Source organism: Pseudomonas delhiensis (assembly GCF_900187975.1).
Taxonomy (GTDB): Bacteria; Pseudomonadota; Gammaproteobacteria; order Pseudomonadales; family Pseudomonadaceae; genus Pseudomonas; species Pseudomonas delhiensis.
Window position 1 is genome coordinate 202,342 of sequence record NZ_FZPC01000001.1, and the last position, 25,545, is coordinate 227,886.

A 25,545-nucleotide genomic window follows, 5' to 3' on the forward strand; every position below is an offset into this window, starting at 1 on the left:
CCCGCAAGCCCAAGATCGGTTCCATGGAAACCCACACTAACGGAGCCGTCATGGCCAGCACGACCCCCGCAGGACTGGAAATCAAGCCACGGCACATGGACTTCGAACTGCCCGATCCGCTGCCCCGCCACTGGCATGGTGGCGATGCCTTCAAGTCGCACCTGTTCGACGCCATGTCGGTGCTCTTCCCCGATGGCGAGCGCTTCTTCATCGACTCGGTGCGCAACTTCCGCGAGCAGATCGCCGACCCGGTGCTCAAGGAACAGATCCGCGGCTTCATCGGCCAGGAAGGCCACCACAGCCGCGAACACCTGGTGTACAGCCAGCGCCTGAAGGACCTCGGCTACGACATCACGCGCATCGAGAAGCTGGCCCAGGCGCGCATCCGCTACACCCAGAAGAAATTCAGCACCCGCCGCCAACTGGCGGCCACCGCGGCGCTGGAGCACATCACCGCGATCATGGCCAACGGCCTGCTCACCAACCCGCGCGCCCTGGAAGGCGCCGAGCCGGTGATGCAGCGCCTGTGGCGCTGGCATGCCCTGGAGGAGACCGAGCACAAGGCGGTGGCCTTCGACGTCTACAACCAGGTCTGCGGCAGCCGCCGCCTGCTGCGCCGGGCGATGGTGATGGCGACCTTCTTCTTCGTCCTCGACACCTTCCGCGGCCTGGTGCACATGCTCAAGCGCGACGGCCTGCTGTGGAACTGGCGCGTGTGGCGCGACGGCCTGAAGTGGAGTTGGGGCAAGGACGGCGTGTTCCGCCCGCTGCTGCGCGAGTACCGCGACTTCTTCCGCAAGGACTTCCACCCCTGGCAGCACGACAACCTCGACCTGCTGTACCAGGTGCGCAAGGAATACGATCCGCAGCCGATGGCGCATGCGGGCTGAGCCAGCCCCTGCCCTACCGACGCCCCGCCCAGCCGGGGCGTTGGTGTTTCTGGCGTTCGTGCAGCCCAACCGTAGGGCGAATAACCGTTCGCGGTTATCCGCCGTTGGCCCCGGCACGCAGGCCGATGGCGGATAACGCCGTAGGCGTTATGCGCCCTACGGGGGGAGGACTACACCTGACTTCGACGCCGCTCAGGACAGCCCCCTCTCCCGCTTGCGGGAGAGGGTTGGGGAGAGGGAACGGAGTCAGGCCTGGCACGGCGCCATAGGGAAAACCCATTCGCGAGCAAGAACCAGGCGTCCCCCTCGCTCCTACGAAAAGCCAACGAAAAAGCCCCGGCTAACCGGGGCTGCTTCAATATCGCCAGCTCAATCAGGCATGCAGGAACCGCAACGCATCCGCCGCCGTCTGCTGCGGGATCTCCTCCATGGGGATGTGCCCCACGCCGGGATAGGTCTTCACCTGCAGCCCCGGCAGGTCGCGCTGCCACAGCGGCACGTGCTTCGGCGAGATCCAGCGGTCGCGCTCGCCCCACATCAGCAGCGTCGGCACCTTGATCTGCGCCACCCGCGCCGGGGTGCCCGGCAGTTCCTCGCGGTTGGCCTTCACCAGCACGCGGAAGATGTCGATCATGGCGCGGCGGTTGCCCGGGCGGCGGCTGATGTCGTAGTAGCGGTCGACCACCCCGGGCTGGATGCGCTGCGGGTTGCCGTAGACCTCCTTGATCCCCTGGGCCACCAGGGCGCGCGGCATCCAGGCCGGCATCAGCAGGCCGGCGCCGGGCAGCGCGGCGCTGGCGATCATCAGCGGCACCTTCTTCATCGGGTAGCCGGCCGGGTCGACCAGGATCAGCCGCTCCACCCTGTGCGGCTGGGCCAGGGCGTAGTTCCAGGCGATGTAGCCGCCCAGGGAGTTGCCGGCGATGGACACCCTGTCCAGCCCCAGGCGCTCGAGGAACAGGCCGAACACCTTCACCAGGCGCTCGCCGCTGTAGTCGCGGTCGCGGCCGCCGCCGGTGAGGCCGAAGCCGGGCACGTCGAGGCGGACGATGCGGAAGTGCCGGCCCATCTCGGCCACCCAGCCGTCCCAGGTGTGCAGCGACGCCATCACCCCGTGCACCAGCACCAGCACCGGCTTGTCGCGGCCGCCCTCGTCGCGGTAGTGGATCGGGAAACCGTCCACCTCGATGAAGCGCGAGCCGGCTTCGGCGGGCGCGTAGCGGTCGATCAGGGCTTCCAGCGGCAGGGCGCCGAAACCCAGGCGGGCGAAGCCGGCCGCCAGCGGCGGCTGCAGGCTGTAGGTTGCGGACATGGGGCACTCCGGTGCGCGTTGTTGTCGATGCCCGATCAGAGCACAGCCGCGGCCGCGCCGCGCCCAACCTAGGTAGTGCGCTTGCAGAGGCTGTCGACCAGCAGGTCGCCGAGCACCCGCTTGACCTCCTCCAGGTCGGGCCGCACGGCGGCTCCGAGCAGCTCGTGGGAGGCCGCCTCCAGGGCCCAGAGCAGCGCCTGGTAGGTCAGCGGCGCGTGCCGCACGCCCTCGCCGACGAAGCGTTCCTCCAGCAGCGCCTGCAACTCGTGCAGCGCCTGGCGGCGGTGCGCAGCCAGGGGTGAGTCGGAGCGTAACGCTTCCTCGTGCATCAGGCGGATGATCGGCCCCACCGCCTGGTGGTAGTCGAAGAAGCGCGCGACCATGGCGCGCAGCCAGGCCTCGCTGCTGCCGGTGGCGGTGCGCATCTCGCGGAAGCGCATCAGCAGCAGCTGCACGGCGGTGCGGTAGATGCCCTCGAGCACGTCCAGCTTGCCGTCGAAGTACTTGTAGAAGGTGCGCCGCGAGACCCTGGCCGCCGCCAGCAGGTCGTTCACCGTGGTCTCGGCCAGGCCCCTGGCGACGAACACCGGGATGCTCGCCAGCTGGATGTTGGCGCGCTGCAGGTGGTTGACCAGCGGCCCCTCGCCGCTGCCCTCCTGGCGCGCCAGGGCGCCATAGCCGCCGAGGTCCTCGAACACCGCCAGCACCGCGCCGGATTCCTGGATCGTCATGCCCCCTCCACCCAACCAAGGCGCGGGGTGACGCCGGCCCCGCCCGTCGCTAACCTAGGCCGACCGCTCCCGCGCAAGGAAAGCCCGTTCGTGCCGACCCTAACACGCCGCCTGCTGTGGCCGCTGGCCATCCTTTTGCTGGTCGTCTGCCGCCCCGCCGCGGCCGCCGGCAACGAACTGTACTACCTCGGCCAGCGCATCCCGGACATCCAGCGCACCTGGACCAGCGAGGACTACCAGCAACTGATCGACGCCCTGAAGAAGATCGAGGAGACCCAGGCCAACAGCCTGCCGCGGCGCAGCGGCGAATTCACCGGGCCGATCTACCAGCGCATGGTCAGCGAGGAGAACTTCCGCCCGCAGATGAACATCTACGCGCCGCTGGAACTGCGCCAGAACGAGGCGCGCGAGGTGCTGTTCAAGCTCAAGGAGCTGATGCGCCTGTACTTCGACTTCCGCGCCGCCAGGCAACCCTACGGCGCCGAGGCCCTGGGCCTGATGAGCTACTCGCTGCGCGAGCAGGCCATCCTGTTCAACCTGACGGTGGAATTCTGGATGACCCTGGCCCAGAGCGAGCAGCGCAACCCGGTGCGCCTGAAGGGCATGCAGGAGGCCAAGGCCGCCGCGGCCATGCTGACCAGCAGCGCCCTGGACTACCTGGGCCTGACCGCGCAGTTCGAGCGCCAGGACCTGGTGCTGTACAGCGCCGAGCTGGCCAAGCAGCTGCCGGAGCTGTTCATCCACCTGCCCGGCGAGACCCGCGGCCAGTTGCTGGCGCGGGTGCAGGCCTTCGCCGACAAGCATCCCTACCCGGAAGTGCAGGAGAACATGCGCGACCTGCTGCCGGTGCTGCAGGCCATCCAGGCCGACGTGCAGCGCCAGCTGGCCAAGCCGGCCAAGGGCGCGCCGGCGCCGAAGGCGTTGGACCTGAGCGCGCCGAAGGAATAGCGTGGGGTCGAGGCGCTCTTCGTAGGATGGGTTGAGCCTGCGAAACCCATGCGGCGGTGGTGATGGGTATCGCTTCGCTCAACACCATCCCACGACGGTGCTCCCCTGTAGGAGCGGACCTTGTCCGCGATAGCCGGCGGTTCCAGCGCGATTCGCGGATGAGATCCGCTCCTACGCCGCCCCACCACACAGTTCCCCTGTAGGAGCGCGCCCTGCGCGCGAAATCGCGGGCAGGGCCCGCTCCTATAGGATGGGGAAACGCCCTAACGCAACAACCCCAGCACCTTCGCCCGGGCCACCGCCTGGGTACGCCGCTCGACCCCGAGCTTGTCGTTGATGTGCCGGGCGTGGCTCTTCACCGTGTGCAGGGAGATGAACAGGCGCTCGCTGATTTCCTGGTTGGACAGGCCCTGGGCGATCAGCTCCAGCACCGCCAGCTCGCGGCCGCTGAGGCCGTCGGCGGGGGTCGCCGGGCGTTCCGCCTGGGCCGGCAGGCGTTGCAGCAACAGGCGCTGCAGCGGACAGGGCGCGCGTAGTTCCAGTTGCTCGCGCAGCCAGTCCGGTTCGTGGACGAGCAGTTCCTGCAAGGGCAGCAGGGCCCCGCCGATGGCGCCCTGCAGGCAGGCGTCCAGCGCCTCGCGGGCCTCGCGCTCGCGGCCTTGCTGCAGTAGCAGGCCGACCAGTTGCGCCTGGGCCAGGTGCGCCGGCATCTGCGCCGCGGCCGGCTGGGCCGCGGCGATCAGCGTGCGCAGGCGGCGCTCGGCTTCGCCCGGGCGTTCCTCGCGGCGGGCCAACTGCGCCTGCAGCAGTTCGATGTAGTACGGCAGCTGCGGGTGGCACTCCGGCGGCGTCGCCGGGTTGGCCCCGGAGTAGGTTTCGCTCAGGCGCTCCAGCCAGGCCGAGGCCAGCTCCAGCTGCCCCTGGGCCAGCCACAGCTCGCATTTGACCAGGGTGATGACCGACAGGTAGTACACCGGCGGCACGTCCCACACGTGCATCAGGCGCTCGGCCTCGGCCAGTTGGGCGAAGGCCTGGGTGTAGTTGCCCTGGCGCCCTTCCAGGCCGGCCAGCGCGCAGTAGCCGATCACCAGGCTGACGTCGCGGCAGGCGCGCGCCTCCTCGATGCCGGCGCGCAGCTTCTGCCGCGCCTCGTCGACCTGCAGGCCCAGGCCGCGCAGGTAGCCCTGGTAGATCAGCAGGCGGCCGCGCACGGCGTAGCGCCGGTGCGCCGGTTGCCCGGCCAGGCGCGCCAGGCCCTGTTCCAGTTCCTCGCTGGCGCGCAACACCTCGCCGCGGGCCTGCAGGCCGCGGGCGCGATCGTAGTGCACCAGCGCTTCCAGCAAGGGGTTGCCGAAGCGCTGCGCCAGCTCCAGGGCCTCGCGGTTGAGGCCGCGGGCGCCCCAGGAGTCGCCACGGACGATGGCCAGGTTGGCCAGGCTCGACAGGCACATCAGGCGCGGCCCGGAGCGTTCCGCCGGGAGGTGCGCCAGGGCCTCGGCGCAATGCCGTTCGGCGCCTTCGATGTCGCCGCGGCCACGGGCGATGATGCCGGCCAGGGCCTGCCACTGGGCCAGCAGGTCGGCCTGGGTGGCGGCGTCGGCGGCCGGCAGGAAGCGCGCCAGCTGGGCGCCCAGTTCCTCGGCGGCGTCCAGCTGGCAGGCCAGGGCCAGGGCCCAGCTGTACAGCACGATCAGCCGCGGCGTGCTGGCCAGCAGGCTGTCGGGCAGGTCCATCTTCCAGCGCAGCAGGGTGGCGACGTTCTGCTCGGCCAGCAGCTGTTCTTCCGACAGGCTCTGCACCAGGCTCGCCGCCACTTCCGGGTGGCCGGCGCGCAGGGCCTGGTCCACCGCCTCGTCGAGCAGCCCGCGGGAGCTGAACCAGCGGCAGGCGCGCAGGTGCAGCGAAGCCGCCGAGGGGCCGTCGGCGGGCAGCTCGCGGGCCAGCAGCAGGTCGGAGAACAGATGGTGGTAGCGGAACCATTGGCCCTGCTCGTCCAGCGGTACCAGGAACACCTGGTGCCGCTGCAGGTGGCGCAGGATGGCGGCGCTGTCGTGGCTGTCGCGCAGGGCGTCGCACAGCTCGCCGCAGAAGCGCTCGAAGCGCGCCGTCTGCAGCAGGAAGGCCTGGACTTCGGGCGGCTGCTTGTCGATCACCTCTTCCAGCAGGTAGTCGCGGATCAGTTCCTCGGTGCCGTTCAGCGGCGCGTCGCAGCCCTGCCCGCCGAGGCCCTCGGGGTGGGCCAGCAGCCACAGGCGCAGGCCGGCGATCCAGCCTTCGCTGCGTTCGATCAGGCGCTCGACCAGCGCCTCGCTGGCCGGGGTGCCGCTGGCCGAGACCAGGGCGGCGGTTTCCTCGGCGGTCAGGCGCAGGTCCTGCTCGTTGAGCTCCAGCAGCTGGCGCGACAGGCGCAGGCGCGCCAGGTGCCAGTCCGGGCGCTGGCGGCTGGTGACCAGCAGCACCAGGCCGGGCGGCTGGTGGTTGAGGAGGAATTGCAGGCAGCGGTCGAGCACCGCGCCCTGGGCCAGGTGGTAGTCGTCCAGCACCAGCAACAGCGGCGCCTCGGGGGCCAGGCGCTCGGCCAGCTCGTCGAGCAGGTCGTCGAGCCAGGCCTCGAAGGCGAACGGCTGGTGGCGCTGGCGCATCTTCAGCACCGCCATGGCATCGTCGCCCAGGCCCGGGAGGTACAGGCGCAGCCCTTCCAGCAGGCGTTCGAGGAAGCGCCCCGGGTCGCTGTCCCGCGCGCTCAGGCCCAGCCACAGGCTGCGCCAGTGCGGCGCCAGGGATTCGCAGAACTCGATGGCCAGGGAACTCTTGCCGAACCCGGCCGGGGCGCTGAGCAGCAACAGGCGCCCGCCCAGGCCCGCGCCCATGCGCTGGCACAGCCGCGCGCGGCTGACGTAGCCGGCGGGCAGCGGCGGGCGATAGAAGCGGCTGCCACCCGGCGGGCCGGCGGTTTCCGGCGGGAGTGGCAGCGTCGAGAAATCGGTCATGCCCTGGCTCTTTGCTCTAGCTCTTATTGGGGGTCCGTCGTAGCCGAGCCTAGTAGCTCGACCGGGCTATTTGAAGCCGAATTTGTTACATAACCCGGCGTTTTGCCACTAAATAATTCAGCATTCTCAGATAAATACGACATATTCCGACGGAACATCCTCTTCTGTATCGACAGCGGATTCCGTATTCATAGCCGGAATATCCGCCAATCATCGGAAAGGTAACGGGGTTCGCGGTTTTCTGAGGGTTGACATGCCTGTGCGTTGGCCGCGCCGAGGTGCCCCGTAGGAGCGCGCCCTGCGCGCGAATCGCGGGCAGGGCCCGCTCCTACGGGTCCAGGGGAGCACGGCCGTAGGGCGCATAACGCCTACGGCGTTATCCGCCGCCGCCGTCGGGCACCGGCGTTCCGGCCGGCGGCGGATAACCGCGAACGGTTATTCGCCCTACGGTCGAGCACGGACGTAGGACCTTGTCCGCGATAGCCGGGCATATCGGCGCGGTTCGCGGATGAGATCCGCTCCTGCTGCCCCATCTACGCCGTTCCCCTGTAGGAGCGCGCCCTGCGCGCGAATCGCGGGCAGGGCCCGCTCCTACAGGTCCGCCACGGACAAAAAGGGCCGCACCGCGGCCCTGGAGGAAAGCCGGCCCGCGGGCCGGCGCGTGGGTTCAGCCGGCCCGGGCGAGGCCCACGGCCTGCAGCCGGGCGGCTATCTCGCCGAGGATGGCCGGGTCGTCGATGGTGGACGGCGGCGCGTAGTCCTCGGCGTCGGCGATCTTGCGCAGCACGGCGCGGAGGATCTTGCCCGAGCGCGTCTTGGGCAGGCGCTTGACCACCACCGCGCGCTGGAAGCAGGCCAGCGCGCCGATGCGCTCGCGGACCAGCGTCACCAGTTCGCGCTGCAGTTGCTCCTCGCTGATGCGCGCGTCGTCCTTGAGCACCACCAGGCCCAGCGGCACGTGGCCCTTGAGCGGGTCCTGCACGGCGACCACCGCGCACTCGGCCACCGCCTCGTGCAGCGCCAGCAGCTCCTCCATCTCGCCGGTGGACAGGCGGTGGCCGGAGACGTTTATCACGTCGTCGGTGCGGCCCATGATGTGGACGAAGCCATCCTCGTCGACGAAGCCGCCGTCGCCGGTGTGGTAGTAGCCGGGGAAGGCCTGCAGGTAGGCGCTGAGGTAGCGCGGGTGGTCGTTCCACAGGGTCTGCGCGCAGCCGGGCGGCAGCGGCAGGCCGATGACGATCGAGCCGGTCTGCCCCGGCGCCAGCAGGCGCCCCTCCTCGTCCACCACCTGCACGGCGTAGCCGGGCACCGCCAGGTTGCTGGAACCGGCGCGCTGCTCCTGGCAGCCCAGCCCGGTGCAGGGCGCGGTCACCGGCCAGCCGGTCTCGGTCTGCCACCAGTGGTCGAACACCGGCTTGCCGGTCAGTTCCTCCAGCCACTGGTGGGTGCTGCTGTCGAGCTTCTCGCCGGCCAGGAACAGCTGGCGCAGCGAACCCAGGTCGTATTGCCCGAGCAGTTCGCCATTGGGGTCTTCCTTGCGGATCGCGCGGATCGCCGTGGGCGCGCAGAACAGCGCGTTGACCTGGTGCTCCTGGATCACCCGCCAGTAGCTGCCGGCGTCCGGCGTGCGCACCGGCTTGCCCTCGTAGAACACCGTGGTGCAGCCGTTCATCAGCGGGCCGTAGACGATCAGCGAGTGGCCGACCACCCAGCCGACGTCGGAGATGCCCCACCAGACGTCGCCCGGCCGCATGCCGAAGATGGTTGGCAGCGCATAGTGCAGGGCCACCGCGTGGCCGCCGTTGTCGCGCACTATGCCCTTGGGCTTACCGGTGGTGCCGGAGGTGTACATGATGTACAGGGGGTCGCCGCTGGCCACCTCCACCGGGTCGGCCGGCTCGGCGTGGGCCACCGTCTCGCGCCAGTCGAGGTCGCGCCCGGCGTGCAGCTCGGCCATCGCCTGCGGGCGCTGCCAGACCAGCACGTGGGCCGGCTGGTGCAGGGCCAGTTCCAGGGCCTTGTCCACCAGCGGCTTGTATTCGATGACGCGCTCGAACTCCAGCCCGCAGGAGGCGGTGAGGATCAGCTTGGGTTTGGCATCGTCGATGCGCAGCGCCAGCTCGTAGGGGGCGAAGCCGCCGAACACCACCGAGTGCACCGCGCCGATGCGCGCGCAGGCCAGCATGGCCATGGCCGCCTGCGGCACCATGGGCATGTAGATGATCACCCCGTCGCCCTTGCCCACGCCCAGGGCGCGCAGGGCGCCGGCCAGGCGCGCCACCTCGTCGCGCAGCTCGCGGAAGCTGAAGCGCTGCTGCACGCCGGTGACCGGGGAGTCGTAGATCAGCGCCGCCTGCTCGCCGCGGCCCAGGGCGATCTGCCGGTCCAGGGCCAGGTAGCAGCTGTTCAGGCGGCCATCGGCGAACCAGCGGTGGCTGCCGTCGGGAAGCGTTTCGAGGATGCTGCGCGGGCGCTGGTACCAGGCCACGGCCTCGGCCTGTTCGGCCCAGAAGGCGGCAGGGTCCGCAATGGAGCGGGCATGGGTTTGCCGGTAATTCATCATCTGACCCTCTGAATTGTTTTTATCGAGGTCGAATAACGAGTATGGACAGGCCGCGGGGGCCCGCCATCAACCTTTGGTCGTAAGCCGGCGGGACCTTCCTGCGAGACCACGCCCCTCGGCCGAACCGGCCTGCCCGCGGGGCAAACCGGCTTTTATTGCGGAAGGGCATCACGCCTCCTTCCTCCAGGGCAAAGCTATCACCCGCACGCAGGCGCCAAGATCGACTAAATTGTGGTCTTGATGGATTAAATTGCTGAGCCCGCTACCCAGATGTCACGTACCTCGGACTGGCCGCTTCCCGCCGACAGCCTGCGCCTGCTGCTGCCGCCCACGCTGCTCGGCAAGCTGGCCGCGCACCCGCTCAGCCGCGACCTCTACCCCACGTCCCTGGGCCACTACCGGCGCGCCCGCGACCACCAGATGAGCCGCGACCGCCACGACGACCACCTGCTGATCTACTGCAGCGAAGGCATCGGCCACCTGCGGGTGGAGGGCCCCGGCGGCCCCCAGGCCATGACCATCGGCTGCGGCGACCTGGTCTGGCTGCCGCCGGGCATGGCCCACGCGTACCGCGCCGACGCCGCGCAGCCCTGGAGCATCTCCTGGGTGCACCTGCGCGGCGACGGCGCCGCCTGGCTGCGCCAGGCCGCCGGCTACGGGGCCTCGCCGGTGCGCCACTGGGGCGTGCAGCACGCCCTGCTCGGCGGCTTCGCCCAGTTGCTCGAGGCGCGCCACAGCGGCTACCGCTTCCAGCCCTTCCTGCTCGCCGCCAGCCGCCTGCGCGCCCTGCTCTGCCAACTGCCGCTGCTGCGCCCGCTGCGCGAGGGCGGGCTGGACCTGGACGGCCTGCACGCCTACATGCGCGAGAACCTGCACCAGCGCCTGGACCTGGCCCGGCTGGCGGCCTTCTGCAACCTGTCGAAGTTCCACTTCGTCAACCGCTACCGCGCGCTCACCGGGCGCACGCCGGTGCAGCACTTCCTGCACCTGAAGATCGAATACGCCTGCCAGTTGCTGGACAGCAGCGGGCACAGCGTCGCCCAGGTCAGCGAGGCCCTGGGCTATGACGACAGCTATTATTTTTCAAGACTTTTCAGCAAGGTCATGGGGCTGTCGCCCAGCGCCTACCGGGCCCGCCTGGGCGAGGGCCGCGGCGGCGCCTGAGGGCCCGGCGCCGATTGTCGATTCGCCCCGGACAGCGCGGCAGGCGGAACTACACTCAGCTTCCCCCCCAACACAGACCCGGGTGTCGCGCCATGCACATACTCGTTCGTCCGTCGTCCGGCGCCCAGGGCAAGCGCTGGCAGGTCTGCCTCGATCAGTTCGCCGTGGACTTCCGCAACGAGCAGGAGGCGCGGCGCTTCGTCAGCACCCTGGAGGCCCGCCTGCGCGCGCCCCACGCACTGCCGCGCACGGAGCAGCCAGTGGCCGGCTGAGCCGGTTCAGACGCTGCGCTCGCTGATCTGCCCGGTGAACCAGCCCAGCAGCGCCGCGCACCCGCCACATGCCGTGATCACCAGCGCCATGGGCAGCGCGCTGCCGTCGTGCAGTACCCCGACCAGGGCCGAGGCCAGCGCCGCCACGCTGAACTGCAGGCTGCCCATCAGCGCCGAGGCGCTGCCGGCGTGGCTGCCCTGCCCGGCCATGGCGCAGGCCGAGGAGTTGGGCAGCAGGAAGCCCAGGCTGGCGATGGCGCCGAACAGCGGCACCAGCAGGGCCAGCAGGTGCTCGGGGCGGTACAGGGTGATCGCCAGCAGCGCCAGGCCGCAGAGGAAGTACACCCACACCGCGCGGCGCAGCCAGAACCCCGGCCCGCGGTAGCGCAGCAGGCGCGCGTTGACCTGGGCCATGAGGATGAAGCCGGCGGCGTTGCTGCCGAAGATCCAGCCGTAGTGCTCCGCCGGCACCTGGTAGAGCTGGATGAAGACGAAGGGCGAGCCGGCGATGTAGGCGAACATCCCGGCGATGGCCACCCCACCGGTCAGCGCATAGCAGAGGAAGGAACGGTCGCCGAGCAGCCGGCGGTACTCGCCCAGGGCGCCGGACAACGGCGGCCGCGGGCCGGCGGGGATGGTCTCGGGCAGCCACAGGGCGATGGCGCTGCCGGCCACGGCGCTGAACGCCACCAGGCAGAGGAAGATCGACTGCCAGCCGAACAGCCCCAGCAGCGCGCCGCCGCCCAGGGGCGCGAGGATGGGCGCCAGGCCCATCACCAGCATCAGTTGCGAGAAGGCCTTGGCCGCGGCTATCGGGTCGCACAGGTCGCGTACCACCGCCCGCGAGATGACCATGCCGGCGCAGCCGCCCAGGGCCTGGACGAAGCGCGCGCCGATCAGCCATTCCAGGTTCGGCGCGAAGGCGCAGGCCAGCGAGGCCGCGGTGAAGATGCTCACCCCCAGCACCAGCGGCAGGCGCCGGCCGTAGCGGTCGGCCAGCGGGCCGTAGAGCAGTTGGCCGATGGCCAGGCCGGCGAAGTAGGCCGACAGGCTCATCTGCACGTGCTCGACGTCGGTGCCGAAGGCCGCGGCCAACGCCGGGAAGCTGGGCAGGTAGAAGTCGATGGCCATGGGGCCGAAGGCGCTCAGCGCGCCGAGGATCAGCAGGATGCGAAAGTTCATGGAGCACCGTGGGCGCCGTCGCTGCGGGACGGGGCCTGGAAGGTTCGGGCGGGTTGATTGGAAGCAGGCTAACGAAACGCCGCCAAGCATAGCAATTCGCCGCCGCCGGGGCAGGGCCGAATCGAAAATCCACGAGGCTTCGACAGGTTGCGCGGGCACCGGCCGGGCGGCCGGCGCCCGCTGCCCGTCAGTGCGCCGGGCCTTCGCCCGGGGCCGCTTCGGCGGCCGGCCGGGCCTTGGCCTTGCGCCTGCCCAGGCGGTCGGCGGCCGACTCCACCAGCATGTAGAACATGGGGATGAGGAAGGTCGCCAGTACGGTGGCGGCGAGCATCCCGCCGATCACCCCGGTGCCGATCGAGTGGCGGCTGGCCGAGCCCGCGCCGCTGCTGATGGCCAGCGGCACGCAGCCGAGGATGAACGCCAGGGAGGTCATGACGATCGGCCGGAAGCGCAGCTTGGCCGCCTCCAGCGCCGCCTGCAGCGGCCCCAGGCCCTGCTCCTCGCGGACCATCACGGCGAACTCGATGATCAGGATGGCGTTCTTCGCCGCCAGGCCGATCAGCGTCACCAGGCCGACCTGGAAGTACACGTCGTTGCTCAGCCCGCGCAGCCAGATGGCGAGTATGGCGCCGAACACCGCGAAGGGCACCGCGGTGACCACCGCCAGCGGCAGGGTCCAGCGCTCGTACTGGGCGGCGAGGATGAGGAACACCAGGATCAGGCCGAAGAGAAAGGCGGTGCTGCCCGAGCCCTGGGTCTCCAGTTCCTGGTAGGCCGAGCCGATCCAGGCCAGCGAGTAGCTGTCGCCGAGGGTCTGGTCGGCCACCGCCTGCATCGCCGCCAGGGCCTGGCCGGAGCTGTAGCCCGGCGCCGGGCCGCCGAGCAGCTTGGCCGCGGGGAACACGTTGAAGCGCGCGTAGGAATCCGGCCCCAGGGTGCGCTGCACGCTGACCAGGGCCGACAGCGGCACCAGGTCGCCGGTGGAGGAACGCACGTACACCTGGGTCAGGTCCTCGGGCTTGCGGCGGAAGTCCGCCTCGGACTGCAGGTTGACCTTCCAGGTGCGCCCGTAGAGGGTGAAGTCGTTGACGTAGTAGGCGCCGAAGGTCGCCTGCATGGCGGTGAACACGTCGTTGATCGCCACCCCCAGCGAGCGCGCCTTGGTGCGGTCGAGGTTGATGTAGTACTGCGGTACGTTGGCGTTGAAGGTGCTGGTCACCCCGGCCAGCTCGGGGCGCTTGGCCGCCGCCGCCATGAACTTCTGGACCATCTGCTCCAGCTGCCCGGAGGTGCCGCCGCTGCGGTCCTGGATGTACGCCTCGAAGCCGCCGGTGGTGCTCATGCCGGTGATCGGCGGCGGGTTGAAGCTCATCACCAGGCCATCCTGCTGCCTGGCGCCCATGGCCATGAAGGTGCGCGTCAGGTTGCGCGCGTCCAGCTCGGGGGCCTGGCGCTCCTTCCAGTCCTTGAGGGTGACGAAGGACACCCCGGCGCTGGTGGTGTTGGCGTTGGTCAGGATGTTCAGGCCGGCGAAGGTCAGCACGTCCTGCACCGCCGGGTGCTTCTCCAGTTGCTGCGAGACGGCGTCGGTCAGCGCCGAGGTGCGCGACAGCGAGGCCGCCGGCGGCAGCAGGTAGGCGTTGATCACGTAGCCCTGGTCCTCGTCGGGCACCAGCGAGCCGGGCACCCGGCCGAACAGCAGCACCATCAGCGCGATCATCCCGCCGAACACCAGCAGGCCGATGAGCACGCGCTTGAGGAAGAACTGCACGCCGGCGCCATAGGCCGCGGTGGCCGCGTCGAACATGCGGTTGAACCAGCGGAACGGCGCCGCCGGCTCCTTGTGCTCGGGCTTGAGGATGAGCGCGCAGAGCGCCGGCGAAAGCGTCAGCGCGACTATCCCGGAGATCACCACCGAGACCGCGATGGTGATCGCGAACTGCTGGTACATCTGCCCGGCCAGGCCACCGAGGAAACCCACCGGCACGAACACCGCGCAGAGCACCAGGACGATGGCGACGATCGGCCCGGTCACCTCCTCCATGGCCTTGATCGCCGCCTCCCGCGGCGGCAGCTTCTCGGTGCGCATCACCCGCTCGACGTTCTCCAGCACCACGATGGCGTCGTCCACCACGATGCCGATGGCCAGCACCATGCCGAACAGCGTCAGCAGGTTGATGGAGAAGCCCAGCAGGTACATGCCGGCGAAGGTGCCGACCAGGGAGACCGGGATGGCCAGCACCGGGATCAGGGTGGCGCGCAGGTTCTGCAGGAAGATGTAGACCACCAGCATCACCAGCACCAGGGCCTCGAAGAAGGTGTGCACCACCTCCTCGATGGACACCTTGACGAAGGTGGTGGTGTCGTAGGGGATCTTGTACACCACGCCCTCGGGGAAGCGCTTGGCCAGCCGCGCCATGGTGCTCTTCACCGCCTCGGCGGTGTCCAGGGCGTTGGCGCCCGGCTGCAGGTAGACGCCGAAGGACGCGTTGAGCTTCCCGTTCAGCGTGGTCTTCATCGAGTAGTCCTGGGCGCCCAGCTCGATGCGCGCGACGTCCTTCAGGCGCAGGCTGGCGCCGGTGCTGTCGGTGCGCAGGATGACGCCCTCGAACTCCTTCGGGTCGGTGAAGCGGCCCTGGGTGCTCACCGTGTAGGTGAAGTCCTGCGGGGTGTTCAGCGGCTCCTTGCCGAAGTTGCCGGCGGCGAACTGCGAGTTCTGCTCGCGGATGGCGTCGACCACGTCGCTGGGGGTGAGGTTGTACTGCGCCAGCTTGTCCGGGCGCAGCCAGATGCGCATGGCGTAGTCCTTGGAGCCGAACTGGGTGACGTCGCCGACGCCGGGGATGCGCTTGAGCTCGTCGATCACGTTGATCAGCGCGTAGTTGCTGATGAACACCGGGTCGCGCGAGCCGTCCGGGGAATACAGCGTCACCACCTGGAGGATGTCGGAGGACTTCTTCTGCACCTTCACGCCCTGCCGGCGCACTTCCTCCGGCAGCTTGGCCAGGGCGGCCTGGACCTTGTTGTTGACGTTGATGGTGGCCTGGTCCGGGTCGGTGCCCACCTGGAAGTACACGGTCAGGCTCATGGCGCCGCTGCTGTCGGAGTTGGACAGCTGGTAGATCATGCCCTCGACGCCGTTGATCTCCTGCTCCAGGGGCGCTGCCACGGTCTCGGCGATCACCTGGGAGCTGGCGCCGGGGTAGGACGCGGTCACCGACACCTGCGGCGGCAGGATCTCCGGGTACTGCGCCACCGGCAGCGCGCGCAGGGCGGCGAGGCCGGCGAGCAGGATGACGATGGAAATCACCATGGCGAACACGGGGCGGTCGATGAAGAAGCGCGAGATCACGATGGCCGCTCCTTCAGGACTGGGCTTGCGCGGCGGGGGCCTGCTGCGCCGGCGCGGCGGGCGCCTCGACGGCCTTCACCGGCTGGTCCGGGCGGACCTTGGGCAGGCCGTCGACTATCACCCTGTCGCCGTCGTCGACGCCCGAATCGATCACCCAGCGCTGGTTGACCACCTGCGAGGCCGACACCTGGCGCACGCGGGCGAAGCCGTCCTTGTCCACCACGTAGACGAAGGTCCCCCGCGGGCCCTGGGCCAGGGCCCGCTCGGGCACGGTCACCGCGGCCTTGCGGGTGATGCCGGAGATCACCACGCGGACGAACTGGCCGGGGATCAGGTGGGTGTCCGGGTTGGGCACCACGGCGCGGGCGTTGATGGTGCCGGTGCCGGTGTTGACGAAGCTGTCGGTGAAGTCCACCACGCCGTCGATGGGGTAGCGGCTGCCGTCGCCGAAGAAGACCTGCGCATTGAGCTTGCCGTGCTCGGGCAGCACCAGACGGCCCTGCTGCACGCCGTCGCGCAGGCGCGCGGCCTCGGTGTCGGAATAGGCGAAGTTGACGTAGATGGGGTCGAGCTGGGTCAGCTCGGTGAGCAGGCTGGTGTTGGGGTCGCTGGCGGTGACCAGGCTGCCCTCGGAGCGGGTCTCCTTGCTGGCCATGCCGGAGATGGGCGCCTTGACCGTGGTGTAGTCCAGGTCGATCTGCTTGGCGTCGACGTTGGCCCTGGCCGCCTCGACGTCGGCCTTGGCCTGCTCGTAGTCGGAGGTGTAGCGGTCCAGCTCGCTGGCGCTGGCGAAGCCCTTGCGCTGCAGCTCGCGGATGCGCTTGAGGTCGCGGTCGGTCTGGCGGTAGCGCGCCTGGGCCTGGGCCAGGGCGCCCTTGGCCTGGCCGAGGGCCGCCTGGTAGGGGCGCGGGTCGATCTGGAACAGCACCTGGCCCTGCTTCACCGGCCGGCCTTCCTCATAGGTGCGTTTCTGCAGGATGCCGCTGACCTGGGCGCGCACCTCCACCTCGCGGTAGCCGGCCGCCCGCGCCGAGTATTCCAGGCTCAGCGGCAGGCTGCTGCTCCTGGCCACCTCCACGGTGACCTCCGGCGGCGCTGGCGCCGCGCCCGCCTCGTCCGCCAGGGCTGGCCTGAGGGGCTGCGCAGCGACCAGGGCACACAGGGCCAGGGCGGCGGACACGCGCGGGGTGAACGGCATAGAACCTCTCCATGGAAAATGTCGAACGGGATGATTCGGCACGGTTGTCGGGGAAAACTGCCATCCGCCAGTAACTCACGGTTCCCGCTCGAAATTTCAGTAAACTGCGGGGACACTAGTGAGCCTAGCCCGTATAGCAAACCGCGCCATGAGAAGAACTAAAGAAGATTCGGAAAGGACCCGCCAGACGATCCTCGACTCGGCGGAGACGCTTTTCCTGGAAAACGGCGTTTCCAGCACCAGCCTCGAGGAGATCGCCCGCAACGCCGGGGTCACGCGGGGCGCGGTGTACTGGCATTTCGAGAACAAGGCCCACCTGTTCAACGAACTGCTCGCCCAGGTGCGCCTGCCGCCGGAGCAACTGGCCTTGCGCCTGTCCGGCTGCGACGGGGTGGACCCGCTGCAGTCGCTGTTCGACCTCTGCGTGGAGGTGGTGCAGAGCCTGGCGCAGAACGCGCAGAAGCGCCGGGTGCTGACCATCCTGCTGCAGCGCTGCGAGTTCACCGAGGAGCTGCGCGAGGCGATCCTTCGCCACAACGCCTTCATCCGCCAGTTCATCGACCTCTGCGAGCAGCTCTTCGCCCGCGACAAATGCCGGGTGCGGCTGCTGCCGGGGGTAACGCCGAAGACCGCCTCGCGGGCGGTCCACGGCCTGATCCTGGGGTTGATCAACGACTGGCTGCGCGACCCGCAGCTGTTCGACCCGCTGCAGGACGCCGAGTCGCTCTTCGAGCCGCTGTTCCGCGGCCTGGTCCGCGACTGGAGCCAGGCCGGCGCGGCTCAGGCCAGCGCGGCCTCGTAGCCCTCCTCGCGGATCGCCGCCAGCACCTCCTCGGCCGCCAGGCGGCTGGCCACCCGCACCTCGCCGCCGGCCAGGTCCACCTGGACCTCGGCGGCGCCGTCGCGGGCCTGGATCGCCTGGGTGATGGCCCGCACGCAGTGGCCGCAGGACATGCCTTTCACACTGAACGCTTGCATGGTCGAACTCCTCGGGTTCGGTTGACGATGGGCGCAGTGTCGACCTTGCCACCGTGGCAAGGTCAAGCCCCCTGCGGCACCGCGCTGCGGGCTTGCCCCCGGCGCCGCCCTCGGCCAAGCTCTGCGCATCCGAGCCCTACCGGGAGCCTCCCATGCGCCGCCTGCTCCGCGTCCTGCCCTGCCTGCTCTGGCCCGCCCTGGCCCTGGCCGCCGACCCGCCCACGGTGCAGGCCTGGCCGCAGCAGGAACCGCCACCGCCCGGCTACGCCGTGCTCAACATCAGCCGCCAGGGCCTGCAGAGCGGCAGCGCCTGCGACATCGACCTCTACGTGCGCGGCGAACTGCTGACGCGCCTGCAGCCCGAAGGCGCGGTGGCGCTGAACCTGTCCCCCGGCGAGGTGCCCATCCGCCTCGCCGTCTCCTCCACCGGCGCCTGCCGCGACGGCATGCAGCAACAGCAGACGCAGACGCTGCGCCTGCGCGCCGGGGAGATCCGCAGCTACCGCATCGGCTACCGCGAGGGCGGGCTGTTCCTGACGCCGGTCAACCTTCCCTGAACCAGGGCTTGACCTTGCCCTCGTGGCAAGGTTCATCCTCCGGGCATCGTCGGATCGTGACCGCCGCCCCGCCGGAGCCGGGCCGCGGACATCAGGAGGAGCGTCCATGAACAGCCCCATCGAACTCGACCTGCCGGTGACCGGCATGACCTGCGCATCCTGCGTCGGCCGCGTCGAACGGGCCCTGAAGAAGGTGCCGGGGGTGCTGGCGGCCAGCGTCAACCTGGCCAGCGAGCAGGCGCGGGTGAGCCTCGACTCGCCCGAACAGCTGCCGGCCCTGGTGGCCGCGGTGCAGAACGCCGGCTACCAGGTGCCCAGCCACAGCCTGGAACTGGCCATCGACGGCATGACCTGCGCCAGCTGCGTGGGCCGCGTGGAGCGCGCACTGAAGAAGGTCCCCGGGGTGCGCGAGGCCAGCGTCAACCTGGCCAGCGAGCGCGCCCGCCTGGACCTGCTCGGCCCGGTCGAGCCGGCCACGCTCATCGCCGCGGTGGAGAAGGCCGGCTACCACGCCCGCCTGCTGCAACCCGAACGCCCCGCCGAGGACCCGGCCCTGGCGCGCCTGACCCGCGAGCGCTGGTACCTGCTGGCAGCCATCGTCCTGGCCGTGCCCCTGGTGCTGCCGATGCTCGCCGAATGGGCCGGGCTGCACTGGATGCTGCCGGCCTGGGTGCAGTTCCTCCTGGCCACCCCGGTGCAATTCGTCATAGGCGCGCGCTTCTACGTCTCGGCCTGGAAGGCGGTGCGCGCCCGCAGCGGCAACATGGACCTGCTGGTGGCCCTGGGCACCAGCGCCGGCTACGGCCTGAGCCTGTACCTGTGGCTGAGCGCCGCCCCCGGCGCCATGCCGCACCTGTACTTCGAGGCCAGCGCCGTGGTGATCGCCCTGGTCCTGCTCGGCAAGTACCTGGAAAGCCGCGCCAAGCGCCAGACCGCCGCGGCCATCCGCGCCCTGGAGGCGCTGCGCCCGGAACGCGCCACGCGCATCCGCGACGGCCACGAGGAAGACGTCGCCATCGCCGAACTGAGCCTGGGCGACGAACTGCTGGTGCGCCCGGGCGAACGCTTCCCGGTGGACGGCAGGGTGCTCGACGGCCGCAGCCACGCCGACGAGGCGCTGATCACCGGGGAAAGCCTGCCGGTGCCAAAGGGCCCAGGCGACGCGGTGACCGGCGGCGCCATCAACGGCGAGGGCCTGCTGACCCTCCGCGCCACCGCCCTGGGCGGGGAAACCGTGCTGGCGCGCATCATCCGCCTGGTGGAAGACGCCCAGGCGGCCAAGGCGCCGATCCAGAAGCTGGTGGACAAGGTGAGCAACGTCTTCGTCCCGGTGGTGATCGGCATCGCCCTGCTCACCCTGGCCGGCTGGCTGCTGGCCGGCGCCGGGGTGGAAACCGCGCTGATCAACGCGGTGGCCGTGCTGGTCATCGCCTGCCCCTGCGCCCTGGGCCTGGCCACGCCGGCGGCGATCATGGCCGGCACCGGCGTGGCCGCGCGCCACGGCATCCTGATCAAGGACGCCGAGGCCCTGGAGGTGGCCCACGCGGTGAGCGCGGTGGCCTTCGACAAGACCGGCACCCTCACCTCGGGCACGCCCAGCCTGGTGCACTTCGCCGTGGCCGAGGGCGAGCCCGACGCCGCCCTGGCCCTGGCCGGCGCCCTGCAGCGCGGCAGCGAGCACCCGCTGGCCAAGGCGGTGCTCAGCGCCTGCGCCGAGCAGCACCTGCGCGTCCCCATCGTGAGCCACAGCCAGGCCCTGGCCGGGCGCGGCATCCAGGGCCAGGTCGGCGAACGCCTGCTGGCCCTGGGCAACCGCCGCCTGCTCGACGAGCAGGGCCTGGCCGCCGGCGAGCTGCAAGGCAAGGCCGTCGAATGGGAAGGCCAGGGCCGCACCCTGTCCTGGCTGCTCGAACTGCAGCCGCAGCCGCGCCTGCTCGGCCTGTTCGCCTTCGGCGACAGCTTGAAGCCCGGCGCCGCCGAGGCGGTGCAGGCGCTGCACGAACGCGGCATCGACAGCCACCTGATCACCGGCGACAACCGCGGCAGCGCGCGGGTGGTGGCCCAGGCCCTGGGCCTGGACGACGTCCACGCCGAAGTGCTGCCGGCGGACAAGGCCGCGGTGGTGGCGCAGCTGAAGGCCGGCGGCAAGGTGGTGGCCATGGTCGGCGACGGCATCAACGACGCCCCGGCGCTGGCCGCGGCGGACGTCGGCATCGCCATGGGCGGCGGCACCGACGTGGCCATGCACGCCGCCGGCATCACCCTGATGCGCGGCGACCCGCGGCTGGTCCCCGAGGCCCTGGACATCGCCCGGCGCACCTACGCGAAGATCCGCCAGAACCTGTTCTGGGCCTTCATCTACAACCTGGTCGGCGTGCCCCTGGCCGCCTTCGGCCTGCTCAACCCGATGGTCGCCGGCGCCGCCATGGCCGCCTCCAGCGTCAGCGTGGTGAGCAACGCCCTGCTGCTCAAGCGCTGGAAGCCGGCGCACGGCGCGAACGCAAAGGGAGGCGAGGATGAACATCGGTGAAGCGGCGAAGAAGAGCGGCCTGTCGGCGAAGATGATCCGCTACTACGAATCCATCGGCCTGCTCGCCCCCGCCGGACGCAGCGCCAGCGGCTACCGCCACTACAGCGAGCAGGACCTGCACCGCCTGGCCTTCATCCGCCGCGCCCGGGACTTCGGCTTCTCCCTGGAAGAAGTCGGCCGCCTGCTCGCCCTCTGGCAGGACCACGGCCGCGCCAGCGCCGACGTCAAGGCGCTGACCGGCCAGCACATCGCCGAACTGGAACGCAAGATCGCCGAACTCACCGCCCTGCGCGACACCCTGCAGGAACTCCACGACCACTGCCAGGGCGACCACCGCCCGGACTGCCCGATCCTCAGGGACCTGGAGTCGGGGAGCTGCTGTCACTGAGCGATGCCATCGGCGGATAACGCCGTTGGCGTCATCCGCCCTACGGATCAAGGCGAGTCTTTCGTAGGAGCGAGCTTGCTCGCGAACGGACCTACCGGCTGACTCCATGGCCTATCGTTCTGCCCAACGGTCCCCTCTCCCGCCTGCGGGAAGGGTTAGGGAGGGGGGACGGAGCCAAGCTCAGCGCCGGCGTGTCGTCGAAGTCCGCAACCCTCTCCCCAGCCCTCTCCCTGAAGGGAGAGGGGGCCGTTCGGAGCACTCGGGCAACACGTCGCTCGCCGGTTGGCCCGGAATCGATCACGGATGCCTCCGACTGACTCCATGACCCTTCATTCTGCCCAACGGTCCCCTCTCCCGCTTGCGGGAGAGGGGGCTGTCCGCAGCGCTCGGGCAGCTCGTCGCTCTCCGGCTGGCCCGGAATCGATCGCAGATGCCTCCGGCTGACTCCATGGCCCTTCATTCTGCCCAACGGTCCCCTCTCCCGCTTGCGGGGGAGGGTTAGGGAGGGGGTGCGGAGTCAAGCCTGGCTCCGGAGCATCGTCGGAGTCCGCAACCCTCTCCCTGAAGGGAGAGGGGCTAGTCCGTGCCGAGAAGGGAAATGCATCACGTCGGCAACCACTACGGCTGCCGGCCAGCGAAAGGACCGGAATCGAGAGAGTCGCTGTCACTGAGCTGAACTCCACCGTAGGGCGCATAAAGCGGAACGCTTTATCCGCCGCCATCGGCGGATAACGCCGTTGGCGTTATGCGCCCTACGACTGGGCCGCAGCGGCCGCCTGAGCGGAATCAGCCACGAACCTGCGCCACCGCTCCACGCCGCCACACCGAAACCGGCAGCACCGTCACCGCCAGGCCGACGAAGACCAGCGCGCAGGCCAGCCAGTCCTGGGCGGTGAGTCGTTCGCCCAGCAGCAGCCAGCCGGACAGCAGGCCGGAGACCGGCACCGCCAGGGCGAAGGGGGTGACCTGGCTGGCCGGGTAGTGGCGCAGCAGGAAGCTCCACAGGCCGAAGCCCACGGTGGTGGCGAGGAAGGCGATGTAGAGCAGCGCGCCCATGCCCTCCCAGCGAATACCGGTCAGCGCCGCCGAGATGGCCTGCGGGCCTTCGAAGAGCCACGACAGGGCCAGCAGCGGCAACGGTGGGATCAGGCTCACCCAGCTGATCAGGCGCAGCATGTCGCTGGCCCCGGAGCGCTTGGTGGCGATGTTGGAGAAGGCCCAGGCCAGGGCCGCGGCCATCACCAGGGCGAAGGCCAGCAGGCTGTCGCCCAGGGGGCGTTCCAGGCCGATCAGCAGCAACCCGGCGGCGGCCACGGCGAGGCCCGCCAGGGCGCGGCGGCTGGGGCGTTCGCCGAGGAAAGCGGCGGCGATCAGCACGGTGAAGAACACCTGGCTCTGCAGCACCAGGGACGACAGCCCGGCGGGCATGCCCAGGTGCATGCCGACGAACAGCAGGCCGAACTTGACCACCCCCAGCAGCACGCCGATCTGCACGATGCGCCAGAACGGCGCTGGCAGCGGCCCGCGCAGGAACACCAGCGGCAGCGCCGCCAGGGCGAAGCGCAGGGCGCAGAACAGCAGCGGCGGGAAATCGTGCAGGCCGACCTTGATGATGACGAAGTTGACGCCCCAGATCAGCGTGACCAGCAGGGCGAGGAGGATGTGCGGCAGGGGCATGGCGGTGGTTCCGGATGGGATCGTGCCACGCTAGCAGGGCCGCTGCGGGGCGTATGTACACAGTTGCCGCGGAAAGAACGCATACAGCGTCGCTACAACCGCTCTATCTCCAGCTTCGGCCAGCGCCTCGGCCAGTTCTTGCGGCGCTGGCGCTCGCGGTAGGCCCCGGGCTTGCCGCGGAAGTGTTCGGTGGGGCGGACGCGCAGGCCGAACAGGTCGTCCAGGCCCAGCGGCGCCAGCAGTTCCAGGCCCTCGTCGGCCAGGCGCACCGCCACCGCGGTGCAGGCTTCCGGCCAGTGGCGCATGGCGTCGGCGACGTCGGCATAGGGTGCGTCGCCGTTGCGCAGGTGCATGCGCGCCTGGTTGCGCACCGACCAGGGCGCCTGCGGGCAGGCCCGGGCCAGGCGCCGCTCGAAGGCCTCGTCGGCCTCGGCCTGCAGGTCGTGCCCATCGAAATACAGCACGTCCACGTCCGCCAGGGTGCCGGGCGCCAGGCCGTGCAGGTGGTCCCAGACGGCGTTGCGCACGAAGCCGGCGCCGATCCAGGCGCCGGGCGGGCCGTATTCGCGCAGGGCGCGCAGCAGGCCCATGCGCTGCGGGCAGGCGGCGAGCAGCGCGATCAGGCGCGCCGCCTGGGGGCTCACTGCAGCCACGGCGGCGGTGGCGGTTCCTCGGCGCGCGGCGGGCCATCCTGCTCGGCGCGGGCCGCCTCGCGGCGTTCCTGCTCGCGCAGGGCAGCGGCGATCTCGCGCATCACCGCGTCGACGTCGGCTTCCTCTTCCGGCTCGTCGAAGTGGCCGGTCAGCGGGGTGTCCGGCTGCAGCTTGCCGTCTTCGAACAGCGCCCACATCTCCTTGGCGTAGCGGGTGTCCTTGAGCTCCGGGGCGAACTGGCCGAAGTAGGCGGCCATGTTGCCGACGTCGCGTTCGAGCATGCGGAAGGCGTGGTTGTTGGCCGCCGCGTCCACCGCCTGGGGCAGGTCGATGATCACCGGGCCGTCGGGGCCGAGCAGCACGTTGAACTCCGAGAGGTCGCCGTGCACCAGCCCGGCGCAGAGCATCATGACGATCTGGCGGATGAGGAAATCGTGGTACTCGCGGGCCTGCTCCGGCTCCAGCACCACGTCGTTCAGGCGCGGCGCGGCGTCGCCGTCTTCGTCGGCGACCATTTCCATCAGCAGCACGCCGTCGAGGAAGTCGTAGGGCTTGGGCACCCGTACGCCGGCGCCGGCGAGGCGGAACAGCGCCGCCACTTCGGCGTTCTGCCAGGCCTCCTCCTGCTCGCGCCGGCCGTAGCGCGAGCCCTTGGCCATGGCCCGGGCCTGGCGGCTGTTGCGCACCTTGCGGCCCTCCTGGTATTCGGCGGCCTGGCGGAAGCTGCGCTTGTTGGCCTCCTTGTAGACCTTGGCGCAGCGCAGCTGCTCGCCGCAGCGCACCACGTAGACCGCCGCTTCCTTGCCGCTCATCAGCGGGCGCAGCACTTCGTCGACCAGGCCGTCCTCGATCAGCGGCTCTATGCGTTTGGGTGTCTTCATCAGGCTCCGTCGTCGTTCTTATCCGGCCCAAGCGGCCGCAGCCGCCCCTTATACGACATGCGCCGGGTGCCGCCCAGCACCGACCGCCGGAATCATGGCGGCGTCGTGGTCATTTCGATACTTTCGCCCAGGGCGTCGGCCATGCGCTCGATCTCGCTGCCCAGGGCCTGGGCGTCGTCGGCGTAGCGGATGGCGATGGCGGCGAAGCCCTCGGCGACCTCGGCGAAGGCTTCCACCACCTGCGGGTCGAAGTGGCTGCCACTGGCGGCGAGGATGTGCTGGCGGGCCTCGTCCGGCGACAGGGTCGCATGGTAGGGATGGCGACTGGTCAGCTCGTCGTAGCAGTCGATCAGCGCCAGCAGGCGCGCCGACAGCGGGATCTGCTCGCCGCGCAGGCCCCGCGGGTAGCCAGTGCCGTCCCAGCGTTCGTGGTGGCCGTAGGCGATCTCCTTGGCGTAGCGCAGGAACTCCGCCGGGGTGCCCAGGCGGCGCTCGGCGGCGGCCAGGGCGTCGTGGCCGATGCGCGTGTGGCTCTGCATCAGCAACTGGTCCTCGGGGCTGAGCTGGCCGGGGTTGAGCAGCACGCGGTCGGGCACCGCCACCTTGCCGATGTCGTGCAGCTGCGCCGAGCGCGCCAGCAGCTCGATCTGCTCCAGGTCCAGGCTGCCGGCCTCGCCCTCGCGGCGGGCCAGGGCGTCGGAGAGCAGGCGCATGTACTGCTCGATGCGCAGCAGGTGGCGGCTGTGGGGGTTGTCGCGCAGGTCGCAGAGGGTGGCCATGGCCTCCAGGGTGGCGTCCTGGGCCGCCTGCAGCTCGCGGCTGCGGCGGCGCACCTCCAGCTCCAGGTATTCGCTCTTGTCGCGCAGGAAGTCGGCGTTGGCCTTGAGCTTGAGGTGCGCGCGGATGCGCGCCAGGGTCACCGGCGGGCTGATCGGCTTGGTGATGTAGTCCACCGCGCCCAGGTCCAGGCCGCGCTGCTCGTCGGCGGTGCTGACCATGCCGGTGAGGAAGATCACCGGGATCTCGGCGGTCAGCGGATCGGCCTTGAGCTGGCGGCAGACCTCGTAGCCGTCCATCTCCGGCATCATGATGTCGAGCAGCACCAGGTCCGGCCGCGGCTCGCTGGCGGCCAGGCGCAGGGCCTTGGCGCCGCTGCCGGCGACGCGCACCTGGTACTGGCCCATGAGCAGCTCGCTCATGAGCATCAGGTTGTCGGGTTGGTCGTCGACCACCAGGATCACTTCCTGGTCCGGCCGGTCCAGCATGCTGTCCATGG

Annotated in this window: 20 protein-coding genes; 8 read left to right on the forward strand and 12 right to left on the reverse strand. The window is 70.2% G+C overall.

Annotation, left to right across the window (positions count from 1 at the left end; genetic code table 11):
* Positions 1–50: 50 nt before the first annotated feature.
* On the forward strand, positions 51–890 hold the full coding sequence (locus tag CHC02_RS00935; protein WP_089389640.1) for a metal-dependent hydrolase: 840 nt from the start codon (positions 51–53) through the stop codon (positions 888–890).
* 373 nt (positions 891–1,263) lie between these two features.
* Here CHC02_RS00935 and CHC02_RS00940 read toward each other — a convergent pair whose 3' ends face one another.
* Both CHC02_RS00940 and CHC02_RS00945 read right to left on the reverse strand, forming a co-directional pair.
* On the reverse strand, positions 1,264–2,202 hold the full coding sequence (locus CHC02_RS00940) for an alpha/beta fold hydrolase (RefSeq protein ID WP_089389641.1): 939 nt from the start codon (positions 2,200–2,202) through the stop codon (positions 1,264–1,266).
* Positions 2,203–2,270: 68 nt separating this feature from the next.
* Complete coding sequence (locus CHC02_RS00945) at positions 2,271–2,933, reverse strand: TetR/AcrR family transcriptional regulator (RefSeq protein ID WP_089389642.1); 663 nt, start codon at positions 2,931–2,933, stop codon at positions 2,271–2,273.
* 90 nt (positions 2,934–3,023) lie between these two features.
* Between CHC02_RS00945 and CHC02_RS00950 the strand changes: the two genes are divergently transcribed.
* Positions 3,024–3,881: a hypothetical protein gene (locus tag CHC02_RS00950; RefSeq protein WP_089389643.1), complete on the forward strand. Its 858-nt coding sequence runs from the start codon at positions 3,024–3,026 to the stop codon at positions 3,879–3,881.
* Positions 3,882–4,144: 263 nt separating this feature from the next.
* On the opposite strand, the gene CHC02_RS00955 is transcribed toward CHC02_RS00950, so the two are convergent.
* Both CHC02_RS00955 and CHC02_RS00960 read right to left on the reverse strand, forming a co-directional pair.
* Positions 4,145–6,871, reverse strand: a complete 2,727-nt coding sequence (locus CHC02_RS00955; RefSeq protein ID WP_089389644.1) for a winged helix-turn-helix domain-containing protein — start codon at positions 6,869–6,871, stop codon at positions 4,145–4,147.
* Between the two features lie 667 nt (positions 6,872–7,538).
* Positions 7,539–9,434 (reverse strand): propionyl-CoA synthetase, encoded by a 1,896-nt coding sequence (locus CHC02_RS00960; protein ID WP_089389840.1) that lies wholly within the window; start codon positions 9,432–9,434, stop codon positions 7,539–7,541.
* A gap of 273 nt (positions 9,435–9,707) precedes the next feature.
* On the opposite strand from CHC02_RS00960, the gene CHC02_RS00965 reads away from it, so the two are divergent.
* Entirely contained in the window at positions 9,708–10,601 is an 894-nt protein-coding gene (locus CHC02_RS00965; RefSeq protein WP_089389645.1) for an AraC family transcriptional regulator, read from the forward strand.
* A gap of 92 nt (positions 10,602–10,693) precedes the next feature.
* Entirely contained in the window at positions 10,694–10,873 is a 180-nt protein-coding gene (locus CHC02_RS00970) for a hypothetical protein (RefSeq protein ID WP_089389646.1), read from the forward strand.
* A gap of 6 nt (positions 10,874–10,879) precedes the next feature.
* Here the strand turns inward: CHC02_RS00970 and CHC02_RS00975 are convergent, their stop codons facing one another.
* The 3 genes from CHC02_RS00975 to CHC02_RS00985 all read right to left on the reverse strand — a co-directional run bounded on the left by CHC02_RS00975 (position 10,880) and on the right by CHC02_RS00985 (position 16,605).
* Entirely contained in the window at positions 10,880–12,055 is a 1,176-nt protein-coding gene (locus CHC02_RS00975) for a multidrug effflux MFS transporter (protein WP_089389647.1), read from the reverse strand.
* 187 nt (positions 12,056–12,242) lie between these two features.
* Positions 12,243–15,407 (reverse strand): efflux RND transporter permease subunit, encoded by a 3,165-nt coding sequence (locus tag CHC02_RS00980; RefSeq protein WP_089389648.1) that lies wholly within the window; start codon positions 15,405–15,407, stop codon positions 12,243–12,245.
* 13 nt (positions 15,408–15,420) lie between these two features.
* Entirely contained in the window at positions 15,421–16,605 is a 1,185-nt protein-coding gene (locus CHC02_RS00985; RefSeq protein WP_176450302.1) for an efflux RND transporter periplasmic adaptor subunit, read from the reverse strand.
* Between the two features lie 148 nt (positions 16,606–16,753).
* Here CHC02_RS00985 and CHC02_RS00990 point away from each other — a divergent pair, with 148 nt between their 5' ends.
* Positions 16,754–17,407 carry a TetR family transcriptional regulator gene (locus CHC02_RS00990; protein ID WP_089389649.1) on the forward strand — a complete coding sequence of 218 codons (654 nt, stop codon included), beginning with the start codon at positions 16,754–16,756 and terminating at the stop codon, positions 17,405–17,407.
* Here the strand turns inward: CHC02_RS00990 and CHC02_RS00995 are convergent.
* Positions 17,386–17,583, reverse strand: a complete 198-nt coding sequence (locus CHC02_RS00995) for a heavy-metal-associated domain-containing protein (protein WP_009616013.1) — start codon at positions 17,581–17,583, stop codon at positions 17,386–17,388. The genes CHC02_RS00990 and CHC02_RS00995 overlap by 22 nt on opposite strands.
* A 152-nt stretch (positions 17,584–17,735) precedes the next feature.
* On the opposite strand from CHC02_RS00995, the gene CHC02_RS01000 reads away from it, so the two are divergent.
* The 3 genes from CHC02_RS01000 (at position 17,736) to cueR (ending at position 21,058) form a co-directional block, all read left to right on the forward strand.
* Positions 17,736–18,140, forward strand: coding sequence for a hypothetical protein (locus tag CHC02_RS01000; protein ID WP_089389650.1), 405 nt, complete (start codon positions 17,736–17,738; stop codon positions 18,138–18,140).
* A gap of 106 nt (positions 18,141–18,246) precedes the next feature.
* Complete coding sequence (locus tag CHC02_RS01005) at positions 18,247–20,670, forward strand: heavy metal translocating P-type ATPase (protein ID WP_089389651.1); 2,424 nt, start codon at positions 18,247–18,249, stop codon at positions 20,668–20,670.
* Complete coding sequence (gene cueR / locus CHC02_RS01010; RefSeq protein ID WP_089389652.1) at positions 20,657–21,058, forward strand: Cu(I)-responsive transcriptional regulator; 402 nt, start codon at positions 20,657–20,659, stop codon at positions 21,056–21,058. Before CHC02_RS01005 ends, cueR begins: the two co-directional genes overlap by 14 nt.
* A 786-nt stretch (positions 21,059–21,844) precedes the next feature.
* Here the strand turns inward: cueR and CHC02_RS01015 are convergent.
* The 4 genes from CHC02_RS01015 to CHC02_RS01030 all read right to left on the reverse strand — a co-directional run bounded on the left by CHC02_RS01015 (position 21,845) and on the right by CHC02_RS01030 (position 25,543).
* Complete coding sequence (locus tag CHC02_RS01015; RefSeq protein WP_089389653.1) at positions 21,845–22,735, reverse strand: EamA family transporter; 891 nt, start codon at positions 22,733–22,735, stop codon at positions 21,845–21,847.
* Between the two features lie 92 nt (positions 22,736–22,827).
* Positions 22,828–23,325, reverse strand: coding sequence for a nucleotidyltransferase family protein (locus tag CHC02_RS01020; RefSeq protein WP_089389842.1), 498 nt, complete (start codon positions 23,323–23,325; stop codon positions 22,828–22,830).
* Between the two features lie 50 nt (positions 23,326–23,375).
* Positions 23,376–24,269 (reverse strand): PA4780 family RIO1-like protein kinase, encoded by an 894-nt coding sequence (locus CHC02_RS01025; RefSeq protein WP_089389654.1) that lies wholly within the window; start codon positions 24,267–24,269, stop codon positions 23,376–23,378.
* Between the two features lie 92 nt (positions 24,270–24,361).
* Entirely contained in the window at positions 24,362–25,543 is a 1,182-nt protein-coding gene (locus CHC02_RS01030) for a response regulator (RefSeq protein ID WP_089389655.1), read from the reverse strand.
* Positions 25,544–25,545 lie beyond the last annotated feature (2 nt).

Excerpts from the sequence above, each read along its gene's own strand:
- CHC02_RS00935 (WP_089389640.1), top strand. The coding sequence starts at position 51 with ATGGCCAGCACGACCCCCGCAGGACTGGAAATCAAGCCACGGCACATG.
- CHC02_RS00940 (WP_089389641.1), bottom strand. The coding sequence starts at position 2,202 with ATGTCCGCAACCTACAGCCTGCAGCCGCCGCTGGCGGCCGGCTTCGCC.
- CHC02_RS00945 (WP_089389642.1), bottom strand. The coding sequence starts at position 2,933 with ATGACGATCCAGGAATCCGGCGCGGTGCTGGCGGTGTTCGAGGACCTC.
- CHC02_RS00955 (WP_089389644.1), bottom strand. The coding sequence starts at position 6,871 with ATGACCGATTTCTCGACGCTGCCACTCCCGCCGGAAACCGCCGGCCCG.
- CHC02_RS00960 (WP_089389840.1), bottom strand. The coding sequence starts at position 9,434 with ATGAATTACCGGCAAACCCATGCCCGCTCCATTGCGGACCCTGCCGCC.
- CHC02_RS00965 (WP_089389645.1), top strand. The coding sequence starts at position 9,708 with ATGTCACGTACCTCGGACTGGCCGCTTCCCGCCGACAGCCTGCGCCTG.
- CHC02_RS00970 (WP_089389646.1), top strand. The coding sequence starts at position 10,694 with ATGCACATACTCGTTCGTCCGTCGTCCGGCGCCCAGGGCAAGCGCTGG.
- CHC02_RS00975 (WP_089389647.1), bottom strand. The coding sequence starts at position 12,055 with ATGAACTTTCGCATCCTGCTGATCCTCGGCGCGCTGAGCGCCTTCGGC.
- CHC02_RS00985 (WP_176450302.1), bottom strand. The coding sequence starts at position 16,605 with ATGCCGTTCACCCCGCGCGTGTCCGCCGCCCTGGCCCTGTGTGCCCTG.
- CHC02_RS00990 (WP_089389649.1), top strand. The coding sequence starts at position 16,754 with ATGAGAAGAACTAAAGAAGATTCGGAAAGGACCCGCCAGACGATCCTC.
- CHC02_RS00995 (WP_009616013.1), bottom strand. The coding sequence starts at position 17,583 with ATGCAAGCGTTCAGTGTGAAAGGCATGTCCTGCGGCCACTGCGTGCGG.
- CHC02_RS01000 (WP_089389650.1), top strand. The coding sequence starts at position 17,736 with ATGCGCCGCCTGCTCCGCGTCCTGCCCTGCCTGCTCTGGCCCGCCCTG.
- CHC02_RS01005 (WP_089389651.1), top strand. The coding sequence starts at position 18,247 with ATGAACAGCCCCATCGAACTCGACCTGCCGGTGACCGGCATGACCTGC.
- cueR (WP_089389652.1), top strand. The coding sequence starts at position 20,657 with ATGAACATCGGTGAAGCGGCGAAGAAGAGCGGCCTGTCGGCGAAGATG.
- CHC02_RS01015 (WP_089389653.1), bottom strand. The coding sequence starts at position 22,735 with ATGCCCCTGCCGCACATCCTCCTCGCCCTGCTGGTCACGCTGATCTGG.
- CHC02_RS01020 (WP_089389842.1), bottom strand. The coding sequence starts at position 23,325 with ATGGGCCTGCTGCGCGCCCTGCGCGAATACGGCCCGCCCGGCGCCTGG.
- CHC02_RS01025 (WP_089389654.1), bottom strand. The coding sequence starts at position 24,269 with ATGAAGACACCCAAACGCATAGAGCCGCTGATCGAGGACGGCCTGGTC.
- CHC02_RS01030 (WP_089389655.1), bottom strand. The coding sequence starts at position 25,543 with ATGGACAGCATGCTGGACCGGCCGGACCAGGAAGTGATCCTGGTGGTC.